General features: G+C 74.0%; 14 protein-coding genes and 1 tRNA gene. 9 read left to right on the top strand and 6 right to left on the bottom strand.

All coding sequences use genetic code 11. From position 1 onward, the window contains the following. Together rlmB and sigH are read left to right on the top strand one after the other, a co-directional pair. Nucleotides 1-866, top strand: an 866-nt coding sequence (gene rlmB, locus VMN58_13040) for a 23S rRNA (guanosine(2251)-2'-O)-methyltransferase RlmB (GenBank protein ID HUF34123.1), incomplete at its 5' end; no start/stop codon positions are given. A gap of 285 nt (nt 867-1151) precedes the next feature. Next, nucleotides 1152-1808, top strand: coding sequence for an RNA polymerase sporulation sigma factor SigH (sigH, locus tag VMN58_13035; GenBank protein HUF34122.1), 657 nt, complete (start codon nt 1152-1154; stop codon nt 1806-1808). Nucleotides 1809-1811: 3 nt separating this feature from the next. Here sigH and VMN58_13030 read toward each other — a convergent pair whose 3' ends face one another. Both VMN58_13030 and VMN58_13025 read right to left on the bottom strand, forming a co-directional pair. Next, the gene (locus VMN58_13030; protein ID HUF34121.1) at nt 1812-3203 is read right to left on the bottom strand and encodes a CUAEP/CCAEP-tail radical SAM protein; all 1392 of its coding nucleotides are present in this window, start codon (nt 3201-3203) and stop codon (nt 1812-1814) included. 22 nt (nt 3204-3225) lie between these two features. Next, nucleotides 3226-4476: an ATP-grasp domain-containing protein gene (locus tag VMN58_13025; GenBank protein ID HUF34120.1), complete on the bottom strand. Its 1251-nt coding sequence runs from the start codon at nt 4474-4476 to the stop codon at nt 3226-3228. Between the two features lie 72 nt (nt 4477-4548). Here VMN58_13025 and VMN58_13020 point away from each other — a divergent pair, with 72 nt between their 5' ends. Both VMN58_13020 and VMN58_13015 read left to right on the top strand, forming a co-directional pair. Beyond that, nucleotides 4549-5232 (top strand): NifU family protein, encoded by a 684-nt coding sequence (locus VMN58_13020; protein ID HUF34119.1) that lies wholly within the window; start codon nt 4549-4551, stop codon nt 5230-5232. 53 nt (nt 5233-5285) lie between these two features. Continuing rightward, nucleotides 5286-6005, top strand: a complete 720-nt coding sequence (locus VMN58_13015) for a DUF169 domain-containing protein (GenBank protein HUF34118.1) — start codon at nt 5286-5288, stop codon at nt 6003-6005. A gap of 23 nt (nt 6006-6028) precedes the next feature. Here VMN58_13015 and VMN58_13010 read toward each other — a convergent pair. Continuing rightward, nucleotides 6029-6101: transfer RNA gene (locus VMN58_13010), tRNA-Thr, on the bottom strand. 127 nt (nt 6102-6228) lie between these two features. Between VMN58_13010 and VMN58_13005 the strand changes: the two genes are divergently transcribed. Next, the gene (locus VMN58_13005; GenBank protein ID HUF34117.1) at nt 6229-6489 is read left to right on the top strand and encodes a DUF3263 domain-containing protein; all 261 of its coding nucleotides are present in this window, start codon (nt 6229-6231) and stop codon (nt 6487-6489) included. A 59-nt stretch (nt 6490-6548) separates the two neighbouring features. Continuing rightward, nucleotides 6549-7034 carry a LytR C-terminal domain-containing protein gene (locus VMN58_13000; protein HUF34116.1) on the top strand — a complete coding sequence of 162 codons (486 nt, stop codon included), beginning with the start codon at nt 6549-6551 and terminating at the stop codon, nt 7032-7034. Nucleotides 7035-7057: 23 nt separating this feature from the next. On the opposite strand, the gene VMN58_12995 is transcribed toward VMN58_13000, so the two are convergent. Further along, the gene (locus tag VMN58_12995; protein HUF34115.1) at nt 7058-7888 is read right to left on the bottom strand and encodes a hypothetical protein; all 831 of its coding nucleotides are present in this window, start codon (nt 7886-7888) and stop codon (nt 7058-7060) included. A gap of 23 nt (nt 7889-7911) precedes the next feature. On the opposite strand from VMN58_12995, the gene otsB reads away from it, so the two are divergent. After that, nucleotides 7912-8664 carry a trehalose-phosphatase gene (otsB, locus tag VMN58_12990; GenBank protein ID HUF34114.1) on the top strand — a complete coding sequence of 251 codons (753 nt, stop codon included), beginning with the start codon at nt 7912-7914 and terminating at the stop codon, nt 8662-8664. Nucleotides 8665-8776: 112 nt separating this feature from the next. Here otsB and VMN58_12985 read toward each other — a convergent pair whose 3' ends face one another. After that, nucleotides 8777-10168: a trehalose-6-phosphate synthase gene (locus VMN58_12985; protein ID HUF34113.1), complete on the bottom strand. Its 1392-nt coding sequence runs from the start codon at nt 10166-10168 to the stop codon at nt 8777-8779. 72 nt (nt 10169-10240) lie between these two features. On the opposite strand from VMN58_12985, the gene VMN58_12980 reads away from it, so the two are divergent. Next, nucleotides 10241-11257: a glycerate kinase gene (locus VMN58_12980; protein HUF34112.1), complete on the top strand. Its 1017-nt coding sequence runs from the start codon at nt 10241-10243 to the stop codon at nt 11255-11257. 51 nt (nt 11258-11308) lie between these two features. Then, nucleotides 11309-12556 carry an AI-2E family transporter gene (locus tag VMN58_12975; protein HUF34111.1) on the top strand — a complete coding sequence of 416 codons (1248 nt, stop codon included), beginning with the start codon at nt 11309-11311 and terminating at the stop codon, nt 12554-12556. Here VMN58_12975 and VMN58_12970 read toward each other — a convergent pair. Beyond that, a partial coding sequence (locus VMN58_12970; protein HUF34110.1) for a glucosyl-3-phosphoglycerate synthase occupies nt 12535-13368 on the bottom strand: 834 nt, incomplete at its 5' end. The two genes, VMN58_12975 and VMN58_12970, sit on opposite strands and share 22 nt — an antisense overlap.

Raw genomic sequence — 13368 nt, 5'->3', positions numbered from 1 at the left:
GGGCGCCGGGCGGTCGCGGTGGCCGCCCCGACCGCGGCCCGCCTCGCGGCGGCCGTGACCAGCCCCGCCGCCAGTCGGGTCGCGGCGACGCGCCGGCTCGTCCGGCACCGCCGAAGGGACTGGGCGGCGAGCAGGTCGAGGGCCGCCAGGCCGTGCGCGAGCTGCTGATCGCCGGCCGTCGCCGGGTGCGCGACATCTGGCTGGCCGAGGGCACCGACGAGTCCGAGGTCCTCGCCGACATCCTCGAGCTCGCCGGCGAGCTGCGGGTCACGGTCCGCTCGGTCTCCCGGTCGGCCCTCGAGGCCGAGGCGCGCTCGGAGGCCCCCCAGGGCGTCCTCGCCCACGCCGACACCATCCCCGAGGCCGAGCTCGACACCCTCGCCGAGCGCACCGGCCCCGCGGGGGACCCACCGTTCCTCCTCTGCCTCGACTCGATCACCGACCCCGGCAACCTCGGGGCGCTGCTGCGCACCGCCGAGTGCGCCGGGGTCACCGGCGTGATCGTCCCCCGCCACCGGGCCGCCCATGTGACCCCGACGGTCGCCAAGGCGGCGGCGGGCGCGGTCGAGCACCTCCCCATGGCTCTCGTCAGCGGTCTGCCCGCGGCGCTGGCCCGCCTGCGCGACCGCGGGGTCTGGGTCGTGGGCCTCGACGCCGACGGGGACACCTCGCTCTTCGGCCTCAACGTCGCCGCCGAACCGGTGGCGATCGTCCTCGGGGCGGAGGGGACGGGTCTGAGCCGCCTGACCCGGGAGCGCTGCGACGTGGTGGCCTCGATCCCCCTGCGGGGGGCCCTCGGCTCGCTCAACGTGGCGGCAGCGGCTGCCCTCGCCTGCTTCGAGGTGGCGCGCTCGCGCCTGGCCTGACCCGGGCGGGCCCCCGGCCCGACCTGCATCCCCGGCTCGACGAACGCGCTTCCCTCCCGGAGGCGGTGATTCGGCGCGCCCGCGCGTGTGACGGGGCGGTCACGAAACGGTCATATACGGCGAGAGCGGCAGAAAATGGCACGAAAAACTGCGGCTGACCACGACTTATGCGCGGGGTGACTCTTGACACAGGGGGTGGGCCATGGCTCAATGTGACTAGTTAGTTCTGGCTAGCTCGATCAGGCCAGTCACACCACACGTCGCACTCGCCGTAGGAGCTTGCCCATGTCGCTTCGCCTCGGAACCACCGATACCGCCCAGATGACCGACGACGAGCTCGCCCTCGACGCCCAGCAAGGCGACGCGGCCGCTCAGCGGGCGCTGATCGAGCGGTACCGGCGGTTCGCTCGGGCCAAGGGACGTGGCTACTTCCTGGTGGGCGGCGACGCCGACGACGTGGAGCAGGAGGCGCTCATCGGCCTCTACAAGGCGATCCGCGACTACCAGCCCGACCGCCTGGCCTCGTTCCGGGCCTTCGCCGAGCTGTGCATCACCCGCCAGATCATCACCGCCATCAAGACCGCCACCCGCCAGAAGCACCAGGCGCTCAACGCCTACGTCTCGATCTCCGGGGTCCGCGGCGGCGACGACGCCAGCGACCGCACCGTCGAGGACCTGCTCGACGACCACCACGTGTGCGACCCCGCCGACCACGTCGTCTCCGGCGAGCGGATGGACACCATGCGCGAGGCCATGGCCACCATGCTCTCCAGCCTCGAGGTCGAGGTCCTGCGCCTGTACGTAGCCGGCAAGAGCTACCAGGAGATCGGCGACCTGCTCGGCCGCCACGTGAAGTCGATCGACAACGCCCTGCAGCGCATCAAGCGCAAGGTCGAGGTCCACCTCGACGACGAGGCCGCCCGCGACCTCGCGGCCGCCTAAGTCCTAGTCCCCGAGCGGGGCGAGCTGGCCCTCGGTGGGCTCGGCGCAGCAGAACCAGGGCTCGGAGAGCCGTGGTCGACCCGCCCCGGCGGCCGCCGCCGCGACCACACCGGCGTCGGTGTCGGGTGCCAGCCCGGCCGCGGCGCGCACGAGGGCCCGCACCTCGAGGAACACCTCACCGGTGGGGGTCCCGGCGGCGACGTGGTCCTCCACGACCGACGCCAGCTTCTCCTGCAGCTCGTCGACGCGGGGGTCGGCTGCCCGCCAGCGCCAGCCGAGGCGGTCGCTGTCGTAGCCGTCGAGGTGGGGCACGACGTCGGGGTGGTCGGCCAGCAGTGATCCCTCGGGCAGCAGCAGTCGGATCGTGTAGTGCACCGGGTCGACGTTGCCGACCAGGTCGTTGGCGGCGACGAAGTCGATCAGCTCGACGAGGCCCTCCAGCGTGGTCCACGGGGTGAACGGCAGCAGCGACGGCCGCAGCTCGATCCCCGACGCCCGGACGACCTTCACCGCCTGAACGGCCTCAGCCGCGGTGTGACCCTTGTCGAGGCGGGCGAGGATCTCGTCGTCGACGGTCTCCACCGCGGAGACCACGAACAGGCAGCCCAGCGCGGCCATCTCGTCCCAGACCTCGCGGTGGCGGAGGATCAGCTCGATCTTCGTGGTGCAGTCGAAGGTGATGTCGGGGTGGCGGTCGTGGAGGGCGCGCACCACCCGAAGGGCGTGGTGGGCACCGCCGAGGAAGTCGGGGTCGCCGAAGGTGATGTGGCGGGCGCCGGCCGCAACGAGCTGGTCGATGTCGTCCGCCACCACGTCGCCGGCCACGATCCGGGTGCGGCCGTCGTAGATGGTGGGCACCGGGCAGTGCCGGCAGCGGAAGGCGCAGCCGTGGCTGGCCTCGGTGTAGCCGACCAGCCGCTCCTCGCCGTCGACCACCAGGCGGGCGTAGCGGTCGAGCGGCGGTAGCAGGTGGCGGGCCGGCGTCCGGAACCCGCCCCGGCCGAGGTGCACGACCTGGCCCGGGGGCGGGACCGCGGCGGTGCCCTGTGCGACCTGCGTCGCCCACGCCACCAACGCCGGCTCGTACTCGCCGGCGATCACCCGGTCGACCAGCCGGCCGACGGTGGCGTCCCGGCTCACCGGGGCGTAGAGGCCGTAGAGGCAGATCGGGGTCCCCGGGGACTGCTCCCGCACCGCGGTGGCGGCGCGCAGGCCGAGGCGCATTGCGGTGTGCATGGGCACCGAGAGTGCGACGGCATCGGCCCAGGTCACCAGGGCCGGGTCCCAGTCCTCGACGCCGAGGTCGAGGGCCCGGACCTCGTGGCCGGCCCGCAGCAGGGCGCTGGCCGGGGAGGCGACGTGCAGCGGCTGGTGGCCGAGCTCGTAGGTGGAGATCAGCAGGGTGCGGGCGATGGGTTCACCCTACCGACGAGCACCCGGCGTCATCCTCCGTGATGCGGACGACGAGTGCGTCGTGGGCGGCGCGCAGGGCGGCCTCGACCTCGTCGGGGGATCCGCCCCGGGCGAAGGCGAAGCCGAGGTACCGGTCGCCCTCGGGCAGGGCCCGCACCGGCTTCCCCCTGGTGACGGTGATCTCCACCCCGACCACCCCCGGCACGGCCAGGGCCTCCTCGATCCCGTCGACGCCGTCGAGCACGCCCGTCCGGGGGATCGGCAGCATCATCACGCCCGCCGCCGCCGCCTCCCGGTCGAGCGGCGCCGGGAGGCCGAGGGCGTGGCGGAGCAGTACCTCCTCGAGGGAGATGCCGGCCCCGAAGCGCAGCGCCCGCGAGCACAGCCCGCCGATCGACCGGGCCGCCAGCTCGAGCACTGCCACCGCGGCCGTGCCGCGGTCGACGCGCACCTCGGCGTGGACCGGACCCTCGACGAGGCCGAGGGCGCGAGCGGCGTCGGAGACCGCAGCGTGCACCGCGGCGAGCGCGGCATCGGGGAGGCGGGAGGGGGTGACGTAGAGCGTCTCCTCGAAGTAGGGGCCGTCGAGGGGGTCGGGCTTGTCGAAGGTGGCCAGGACCTCGAGGCGACCGTCCCGGAGGAGGGCCTCCACCGCCACCTCGTCGCCGGCGACGAAGCGCTCCACCAGCAGGGGGCCGTGCTCGTCGGCGCCGCGTGCCGCCAGGATGCCCCGGATGCGAGCGGCGACCGCCGACGCCTCGGCAGGCGAGTCGGCCCTGATGACGCCGCTGCTGCCCGAGAGCGAGACGGGCTTGACCACGCACGGCAGGCCGACGGCGGCGGCCGCGGCGCCCACGTCGTCCCCGGGGCCGACCACCCGGTGGTCGGGCTGGGGGACCCCACCCCGGGCGAGGGCGCCGCGCATGGCGGCCTTGTCGCGCGTGGCCGCCACCGCCGCGGGCGGGTTGGCCCGCAGGCCCAGAGCCGCCGACGCCATGGCCGCGACCAGGACGCCTTGGTCGTCGACCGCCACCACCGCCGCGACGGGCGAGCGCCGGTGCAGGGCGACGATCGCCTCGACCGCTGCCGGGGGGTCGGCCAGGGGCACCACGAGGGCCCGGTCCTCCATGCTGCGCGACATCGCCTGGCGGTGCTCGGAGCCGACGACGACCTCGACACCGAGGGCCTCGGCCGCGGCGACGAAGTCGGGGGCTCGGTAGGTGGCGGTGGGGAGGAGCAGGAGGACCCGGGGCACCCCCGTATCATGGCGGGCGAGTCCTCCCGTGGGGAGCGACGCCCACACCGGCCGACGCCGAGAGGTGCACCAATGGACGAGACCGCAGCGACCCCCGAGGGGGACGAGCAGCAACCGGTCCTCACCGTCACCGAGCCCGCACGCCAGAAGGTGCTGAGCATCCGCGACGGCGAGCCCGACGGCGACCGCCTGGCCCTGTGGGTCGAGGTGAGCGGTGCCACCGGCGGGGAGTACACGTACGACATGTACTTCGAGGTGCGGTCGGCCGCCGCCGCCGAGGACGTCGTGCAGGAGCACGACGACCTCACCCTCGTGGTCCCCCACGACAGCGTCGACCGCCTGCGGGGCGCCACCCTGGGGATGTCGCGTGACCTGCTCAACCCGGGCATGGCCATCACCAACCCCAACCGGCCGGCGCCGCCGCCCTCGCCGAGCCCGGCCGTCGGGATGTCGATCGGGTCCAAGCCTGCCGACCTGAGCGGCCCCGTCGCCCAACGCGTGGCCCAGGTCCTCGAGCAGCAGATCAACCCGAGCATCGCCTCCCACGGCGGCGAGGCCCAGCTGGTTGCCGTCGAGGACGGCACCGCCTACCTGCGCCTCGGCGGTGGCTGCGTCGGCTGCGGCATGGCCTCGGTCACCCTCAGCCAGGGGATCGAGGTGGCGATCAAGGACTCGGTGCCGGAGATCACGGAGGTCGTCGACGTGACCGATCACGCGTCGGGGACGAACCCCTACTACGAGTCGGCCAAGAAGTAGGGGTGGAGCGGGCCACCCCTTGCGCTTCCGCGGGGGCTTGGTAGACAGAGCCGATGGCTTCCCCCTGGTCCTCGCTCGCCGACGAGCTGACGGCGGTGCTGCACCCCACCGCAGCGCCGATCGCCATCACCTTCTCGGAGGCGCCGCCGGATGGCGTGGCGCGCCACGACGGGCCGATGCCCGAGCCGACCCCCGACGGACGCACCGGCCGGGTGCCGGCCGGGTGCGTCTTCTGGATGCAGTCCACCGACCGCACGTTCACGACGGTCGCCGAGGATCACGGCAACTGCAGCGTCGGGGCCATGACCCACGGCTTCGCCACCATGGAGGAGGTCGCCGGGAACGCCGATGTTGCCGCCCTGCTCGACTCCGGCTGGGTGACCAAGGACATGGTCCCGCAGATCCCGGTGGTCACCACCCGCCCGGGCGCCGTCACCTACGGACCGCTCGCCGAGACGCCCGTCGACCCCGACGTGGTGCTCCTTCGCCTCACCGCCAAGTCCCTCATGGTCCTGTCCGACGCCCTGCCCGACCTCGCGGTGGAGGGCAAGCCCCAGTGCCACATCGTGGCCATGGCCAAGGAGCACGGTCAGGTCGCCGTCAGCGTCGGCTGCATGCTCAGTCGGGTCCGCACGGGCATGCCATCGACGGAGGTGACCTGCGCCATCCCCGCCTCGAGGCTCGCCGAGGTGGTCGCCACCGTCCGGGCCACCGCCGAGACCGATGCCGCGGTGGCAGGCTACGCCGCCGCCGACGCCGGCCGATTCGGCTGAGCGCGGCCCAGCCGACCTGTCGGAGCCGAGTGTCGGGCTCGAACCGACGACCTCTTCTTTACAAGAGAAGCGCTCTACCAGCTGAGCTAACCCGGCGTGGTGTCCACGGTAGCAACGCGGCTGCGCCCCCATCGGGCGCCGCCCGGCGCCAGTCCGCGCGGCGGGCCGGGCCCGGCGCCGAGGGTCCTTGCATCGCGAGGGTCCCGAGGCCAGGCTTCACCGGATGGAGCTGTCAGATCGCGACCGGGCGATCCTCGAGTTCGAGCGGAGCTGGTGGAGCCTGCCGGGCTCCAAGGAGTCGGCGATCCGCGAACGGTTCGACCTCTCGGCCACCCGCTACTACGAGATCGTGCACGACCTGCTGGAGTCGCCGGCCGCCATGGCCTTCGACCCGCTGGTCGTCCGACGCCTGCGCCGGCTGCGTGATCGGCGACGCCGGGCCCGGTACGAGGGTCGCTCCGCCGACGGCCCGCGGGCGCGGTGAGGCGCGGTGAGCACGCGTCCCACGATGGCTCCTTCGCACGCTCGGCAGGTGGCGCCGTGATGCGCGGGATCGCCCTCATCGCCGTGGCGGTGGTGCTCGGCGTCGTCCTGCTCCAGGCGACCGACGCCCCGTCGCCGTTCGAGGCGACCACCCGGGAGACGACCACGACGACCACGACCGTCGACGACGCTGACGACGACGACACCACCACCACCGCCGCGTCCGGCCTGGCCGAGCCTCGCGACCCCGGCACGTACTCGGTGCTGGTCGCCAACGGCTCCGGCGTGCCCGGTGTGGCGGCACGCTTCACCACCCAGGTCGAGGAGGGCGGCTTCCAGACGTCAGAGCCCTCCAACGCCGCCCGCACGCCGACGTCGACCGTGTACTACAACGAGGGCTTCGAGGCTGAGGCCAAAGCGGTGGCGGCGTTGTTCACCCCCGTGCCCGAAGTCGCCCCGCTCGACCTCGACCCGCTCCCGGTCGACGAACTGCGCGGCGCCAGCGTGGTCATGGTCATCGGCCCCGACCTCGCCACCGCCGAGTAGACGGCTTCGCCGAGGCGCCTTTCTCAGAGGCGGCGGGTCTCGGACTCGACGAGGACGACGAGCGTCCCGCTGACGGGGTCGCTGAAGGTCCCCGACGGGGGGCCGAGCGACAGGTCGAACGTGCCCGTGGTCCTCGAGGAGGACCGCCGCACGGCGCCGTCGGCGAGGTCGTGGACCGCGGTGTAGCGGGTCTCCTGGACACCGTCGAGGCGTGCGGCACCGTTGAAGCCGCCACCCGCGCCGACCTCCACGCGGGACGTCGTCGTCAGGCGGGCGACGTCGGCACCGTCGACGACGCCCAGCTCCACCAGGCGACCGTCGCCGGTGAGCCGGGCCGGGTGGGGTGAGCCAGGCAGCACGACCTCGTCGTCGATCCGCCACCGGGCGCCCGGCCCGAGCGGGGCGTTGGGCGCCGCCCCTGCCGCGGCTGGGAAGATCTCGGGGATGCCGAGGGAGCCGAGCAGCTCGTCGGGCACGCCCTCGATCGACTCGACCTCGGCCAGCTGGGCGGCCCGGTCGAACACCACGACGAAGCGGCGCTGGGTCGTGCCCGGTTCGGTGAGGAGGACCTCGACGCGGACGCCGCCGTCGTCGGCCGGCTCGAGCACGGTGTGGTCGGCGGTCAGGAGGACGTCGTCGGAGCGCACGTCGGGCTCGGCGCCCGTGAGGTGGATCTCGGTCGTGGAGCGGACCCGGACCTCGTAGCGGAAGGTGTCGCCCACCTCGGGGCGGAAGGTCACCCGGACCGTGTCGGACCGACAGCCGCCGAGCCCGACGACCGAGCCCAGCACCACCGTGGCGACGACGACCGCGCGGAGCGCGGGCAGCCGGCGGGCGGGTCGGAGCGGGCGCACGCGGCGAGGGTAGCGTCGCCCTCGTGGCCGTCGTCCCCGCCCTGCAGCCATTCGTCGACGCGCCGGGGAGCGCCGCGGTGCTCACGGACTTCGACGGGACCCTCGCGCCCATCGTCGACGACCCCGCCGCCGCCCGTCCCCTCGACGGCGTGGTCGAGGTCCTCGCCCGCCTGCAGGAGCGCTTCGCGGTGGCCGGCGTCGTGTCGGGACGGCCCGTCGCCTACCTGCTCGACCACCTCGGTGGGGGCCTCTGGCTGTCGGGCCTCTACGGCCTCGAGCGGGTGGAGGGCGGCCGGCGGATCGAGGCGGCGGAGGCGGGTGCATGGCGTCCGGTGGTCGACGAGGCCGCCGCCCGGGCGGGGGAGGCGCTGCCCGTCACCGTCGAGCACAAGGGCCTCTCGCTCACCCTGCACTTCCGCACCATGCCCGACGAGGAAGCCGGGGTCCGGGCGTGGGCGTCCGCCGAGGCCACCCGCACCGGCCTGGTCGTCCGGCAGGCCAAGGCATCGGTCGAGCTCCACCCACCGGTGGAGGCCGACAAGGGGACCGTGGTGCGCGCCGCGGCCGCCGGCATGGCGGCGGTGTGCTTCCTCGGCGACGACGTGGGCGACCTGCCGGCATTCGATGCCCTCGACGACTTGGCGAGCGGGGGCGTCCACACCGTCCGCATCGCCGTGCGCACCACCGAGGCACCCAGCGAGATGCTCGCCCGCGCCGACCTCGTCGTCGACGGTCCCGGAGGAGCCCTCGCCCTCCTCCGATCGCTCCTGGAGTGAGCAACGGGCCTCAGCGAAGCCGAGTCCGCTCAACCGGACGCGAACGGGTGGCCCCGAGGGAAGGGGCCCGCCGCCGGAGCTTGCGGAGGCGGTGGGAAGGCTCCGCTCGGGGTCAGGCCCCGTGAGCCCCCTCGTCGAGCTGCCGGGCGTACCAGTCGGCGGGGGTGCCTGCAGCGGCCACGGCGCGCACGGCGGCGGCGTGGTCGCGCCGCTGCCCGGCGGTCATGGTGAGCGCCTCGTGGAGCACGTCGGACGTGCCGGCCACGTCGAAGGGGTTGAGGCCGAGGGCGGCGCCCGCCATCTCCGCCCACACCCCCGACTCGCGGGACAGCGCCAGCACGCCGTGGTGCTCGTTCACCAGCGGGCCCTCCTTGGCCACGAGGTTGAGCCCGTCGCGCACGGGGTTGACCAGCAACACGTCGTATCGGCGCAGGGCGGCGACGGAGCGGGGGAAGTCGTCCTCCGGGTCGTACAGCACCGGGATCCAGCCCGGCGTCGACCAGCGCTCGTTGATGGCGCGGATCAGGCCCTCGACCTCCTGACGGTAGGCGAGGTACTCGGGCAGGCCCTCCCGGGAGGGGTAGACGAAGGCGGCGAAGACCACGCGCTCACGCCACTCGGGGTGCTCCCGGAGGAGGTCATCGAAGGCGTGGAAGCCCCGGAGGAGGTTCTTCGAGAGCTCGATCCGGTCGACGCGCACGATGAGCGCGCGGTCGCCCACCTGCTCGTCGAGCTCGGCGAGGGCCCGGGCACAGGCGTCCCCGCCGGCCACCCCACCGATGTCGTCCGGGTCGGCCGCCGCGGGGGCGACGAAGGTGCGGGTGGGCACCGAGCCGAGCACCTCCTCGCAGCACGCCTCGAACGCCGAGGCCCAGCGCTGGTTGTGGAAGCCACAGGCGGCGTGCCCGGCGAGGCCGAGCAGCAGCTCCTCGGCCACCCCGTCGGGCAGGGCGCGGATGGCGTCGGCGCCGCAGAAGGGCGTGTGGTTGAAGTGCACGGTGGCGAGGTCGGGACGGCGCTCGGCGAGGCGGGCACCGACGAGGGAGAGGTGGTAGTCGTGGACGAGCACGGTCGCGCCGTCGGCCGCCTCGTCGGCCACGGCGTCGGCGAAGGCGTGGTTGACCTCGCGGTAGGCCGTCCACGCCTCCCGCCACCGACGGTCGAAGCGGGGGCGTCGGGGGCTGTCCCAGAGGCCGTGGTGGAGGAACCAGAGCGTGGCGTTGGAGACGACGTCGTAGTAGGCGCGGTATCGGTCCTCATCGACCACCAGCGACCGCAGGCGGAACCCCTCGGCATCGACCGTCCCCTCGGCGGCGGCCACGCGGTCGGCCTCGCTCAGGGCGGCGGCGATCCAGGTCGCGCCGGTTCCGGCCACCGCCGCGCCCAGCGCCGTGGCGAGGCCGCCGCCGGCCCTGCGGGTGACGAGCCCGCCGCCGTCGTCGAGCGCGAACGACACCGGGCCACGGTTGGAGACGATGACGACGGGGGGCGTGGGGGCATTCACGGTGCAGATCCTACGAGGGCCCGTCGACGGTCCCGCCGGTGGTGCGTTTCGGTTCGGGGCACCATGGACGGGATGCACCTCGTGGCCGCCCCCGACAAGCTGCGCGGCACGGCGACCGCTGCCGACGTCGCCGCCGCGATCGGACGTGGCGCCCGGTCGGCCGGCTGGACCTGTGACGCTGCACCGGTCGCCGACGGCGGCGAGGGCACCCTCGAGGCCCTCGGTGGCGCCAACCGGGTCACCACCGTCACCGGGCCGCTCGGTGACCCGGTCGAGGCCGCCTGGCGCTACGCAGGGTCGCTGGCGGTGGTCGAGATGGCCCGATGCTCGGGCCTCGACCTGGTGGGCGGGCCGGAGGGCAACGACCCCATGGCCGCCGCGACGCACGGCACGGGGGAGCTGATCGGCGCCGCCATCGACGCCGGCTGCAGGCGGGTCATCGTCGGCGTCGGCGGGTCGGCGTCGACCGACGGTGGCCTCGGCGCGCTGCGGGCTCTCGAGCCCCTCGCCCGGATGCGCGCTGTCGAGCTGGTGGTGGCCTGCGACGTGCGCACCCGCTTCGTCGATGCTGCACGGGTGTTCGCACCGCAGAAGGGCGCCACGCCCGCCCAGGTGGAGCTGCTCCACCGCCGGTTGCAGCGCCTGGCCCAGGTCTACGAGGAGAGCTATGGCGTCGACGTGCGCGACCTGGTGGGTGCGGGCGCCGCGGGCGGCCTGGCCGGCGGTCTCGTCGCAGCCGGAGCGCGGCTCGTGGCCGGCTTCGACGTGGTGGCCGACGAGCTCGAGCTGCACGATCGGATCGACGGCGCCGACCTGGTCGTCACGGCCGAGGGCTTCCTCGACGAGCAGTCCTTCGAGGGCAAGGTGGTGGGCGGGGTCGCCGAGCTGGCGGTGTCGTCGGGCGTCCCGGTCCTCGCCGTGGTGGGTGAGCTGCTGGAGGGCGTCGAGGTGCCCGAGGGGATGACCGTGGTCTCGCTTGTCGAGCGATTCGGCGAAGGGCGGGCCCGGACCGAGACCGAGGTGTGCATCGAAGCAGTGGTGGCCGCCCACCTCGAGGGCGCCGCCCCGCCGGACCGGGCCCGAGGCTGACCGCAGGGACGGTCACGCCCGCCGGCCCCGCGGCCGCTCTACATTTGCGGTGTGGGGGAGGAGCAGCGCCGGTCCGGTGAGGACGGCATCCGTCGGGCGGGCCAGGCGGCGTGGGCGCTCATGGGCATCGTCGCTGTCCTCGCCGTGGCCGCCTTCCTCGCCTACCAGGTGCGGATCATCTGGGCCCCCCTGATCTTCGCCGGAGCCATCGTCTTCATCCTGAACCCGGTCGTCTCGTTGCTCCAGCGGCGGGGGGTCCCCCGCCTGATGGGGGTGGCGATCGCCTACCTCGCCTTCTTCTCACTGATCGGGCTGGCGGCCGTCGCCGTCGCCCCGATCGCCGTGGAGCAGGCCGACGAGCTGGCCGACGACTGGCCCGAGATCCGCTCGGACGTCGAGCGCTGGGTCAACGACCGGGCCGCCGAGAGCGAGGACTGGTTCATCTCGCTCCCCAGCATCGGGGAGATCGAGGACGAGGTCCGCTCGGGCAGCGACGCGACGCTCGGCGACCGCATCGAGGCGGCGCGCGACGTCGGGGTCCGGGTCTTCAGCCTGCTGCTCATCCTGGTGCTCGGACCGGTCCTGGCCTTCTACCTCCTCGTCGACCTCCCTCGGCTGCGGGTGGTGGCGGTCAACCTCATCCCTCCCGCCAAGCAGGCGGAGGTCCTTCACGTCGGGCGGCGCCTCAGCCGGGCGATCGGGGGGTTCTTCCGCGGCCAGCTCGTGGTGGCGACGATCGTGGGCGTGCTCGTGTCGATCGGGCTCGCCGTCCTCGACCTGCCCTTCTGGCTCCTGGTCGGGATGATCGCCGGGTTCTCCAACATCGTGCCGCTCATCGGCCCCTTCGTCGGGGCCGTGCCCGCGCTGGTGATCGCCCTCACCACCCGTGACATGGGTACCGCCCTCTGGGTGATCGGGATCATGGTGGTCGTCCAGCAGCTGGAGTCGCAGGTGATCAGCCCGCTGGTGATGAACCGAGCGGTGAAGCTGCAGCCCGCCGTGGTGCTCCTCGCACTCGTCGCCGGCGGCTCCCTCATGGGCTTCGCCGGTCTCCTCCTCGCCGTGCCCGCCGTCGCGGTCATCAAGATCCTTGCCGGCCACCTCTGGCACACCTACGTCCTCGGGGAGCCCTTCGAGGTCTTCGCCAAACGGGTCGACACCGACGAGGACGACCCGGGCGTCGGGATCGTCCGTGACGTCACCCGTGTCGACCTCGATGGCGCCGAGACCCCGGTGCCCGCCGACGAGCCCCCCGTCGAGAAGACCCCGGGCGAGGGTCAGGAGGCCCGCCGTCGGTAGCCGGCGACGTCGACGAGCGGTGGGCGGGTGCGGTCGTCGACCACCACGTGGTCGTGGCCGGGGACGCGGAGCACGGGGTCGTCGACGGTGCCGGTGGCGCCCACCCGGCGGAGGACTGCCCGCATCACCGCAAGCGCCTGTGGTGACAGCTCGTGGAGCGGGCGGTTGCGGTGCCGGCGGACGCCGAGGTCGACCTGGGCCATGCCCTCGAGCCCGACGGTCGCGAGGAGGTCGAGCAGCAGGCCGAGCTCGACCCCGTAGCCCTGCTCGAAGGGCAACCGCTCGAGCACCGACCGCCGGCCCGCGTACTCGCCGGCCAGCGGCTGGTCGAAGGCCGACAGCTCCGGTGCCACCAGGGCGATGAGGGGGCGGGCCGCGAGCTCGGTGACCCGTCCGCCGCCGACGCCGTCGACCTCGGCCCGCTCGTAGGTGGCCTTGGTGAAGGCGACGGTCGGGTCGGTGAGCAGCGGCCCGAGCAGGCCGGTGACGAACCCGGTGTCGAAGTCGGTGAGGTCGGCGTCGCACCACACGACGAGCTCGCCCGAGCTGGCGGCCAGCGACTTCCAGAGGGCCTCACCCTTCCCGGTGCCCGGCCCGACCTCGGGGAGCACCTGGTCGGCAGCCACGACCGTGGCACCGGCACGGCGCGCCACCTCGGCGGTGGCGTCGGTGGAGCCGTCGTCGACGACCAGCACCTCGTCGACGAGGGGGTGGCGCTCGACGAGGTCGGCGACCACGGCGGCCACGATGTCGCCGACGGTGGCCTCCTCGTCGCGGGCGGGGAGGCACACCGACACGGTGGTGGCGCCCGC

The sequence above is a fragment of the Acidimicrobiales bacterium genome (genome assembly GCA_035512495.1).
Lineage (GTDB): Bacteria > Actinomycetota > Acidimicrobiia > Acidimicrobiales > CADCSY01 > DATKDW01.
Note: the sequence above shows the minus strand (reverse complement) of the source record. Positions and strands in the feature narration are given on the sequence as shown.